Annotated in this window: 1 protein-coding gene; it reads left to right on the forward strand. The window is 65.1% G+C overall.

Annotation, left to right across the window (positions count from 1 at the left end):
• Positions 1-48: 48 nt before the first annotated feature.
• The coding region (locus AC0AIB_RS30990) for an acyltransferase domain-containing protein (RefSeq protein WP_465098044.1) at positions 49-1,103 on the forward strand (1,055 nt) is incomplete at its 3' end.

The raw sequence follows: 1,103 nt of genomic DNA on the forward strand, positions 1-1,103 counted from the left end.
GTGGTGGTGGGTTCGGTGGGTTCGGGTTCGGGTTCGGGTGGTGGTGGGGTGGTGTTTGTGTTTCCGGGTCAGGGGTGGCAGTGGGTGGGGATGGGTGCGGTGTTGTGGGGGGAGTCGGAGGTGTTTGCGGCGTCGATGGTGGAGTGTGGGCGGGCGTTGGCGGGGTTTGTGGATTGGGATTTGCGTGAGGTGGTGTGTGGTGTGGGGGGTGGGGGGTTGTGGGGTCGGGTTGATGTGGTGCAGCCGGTGTCGTGGGCGGTGATGGTGTCTTTGGGGCGGTTGTGGATGTCGTTGGGTGTGGTGCCGGATGCGGTGGTGGGGCATTCGCAGGGTGAGGTGGCGGCTGCGGTGGTGGGGGGTGTGTTGTCGGTGGTTGATGGTGCGCGGGTGGTGGTGGTGCGGTCGCGGGTGGTTGGTGAGGTGCTTGCTGGTCGGGGTGCGATGGTGTCGGTGGGGTTGTCGGTGGGTGTTGTGGAGGGTCGGTTGGTGGGGTGGGGTGGGCGGTTGGGTGTGGCGGCGGTGAATGGTCCGTCGTCGGTGGTGGTGTCGGGGGATGTGGAGGGTGTGGAGGGGTTTGTTGGTGAGTGTGAGCGTGATGGTGTGTGGGTGCGGCGGGTGGCGGTGGATTATGCGTCGCATTCGGTGCATGTGGAGGCGGTGGAGGCGCGGTTGGGGGTGTTGCTTGAGGGGTTGTGTCCTGTTTCGGGGGTGGTGCCGTTTTATTCGTCGGTGTCGGGTGGGTTGGTGGATGGGGCGGGTTTGGATGGTGGGTATTGGTATCGGAATTTGCGGGAGCGGGTGTTGTTTTCTGACACGGTGAGCCGGTTGGTGGGTGATGGGTTCTCCAGGTTTGTCGAGTGCTCTGCTCATCCGGTGTTGGTGGGTGGGGTATTGGATTCGGTGGCTGCGGTGGACCCGGCGTTGCGGCCGGTGGTGGTGGGGTCGTTGCGGCGGGGTGAGGGTGGTTGGGATCGGTTCTTGCGGTCGGTGGGTGAGGGGTTCGTCGGTGGGGTGGGGGTGGATTGGGCGAGTGTGTTTGCGGGTTCGGGTGCGCGGGTGGTGGATCTGCCGACGTATCCGTTCCAACGACGCCACTACTGGGC

It is taken from the genome of Micromonospora sp. DSM 43699 (assembly GCF_055517075.1).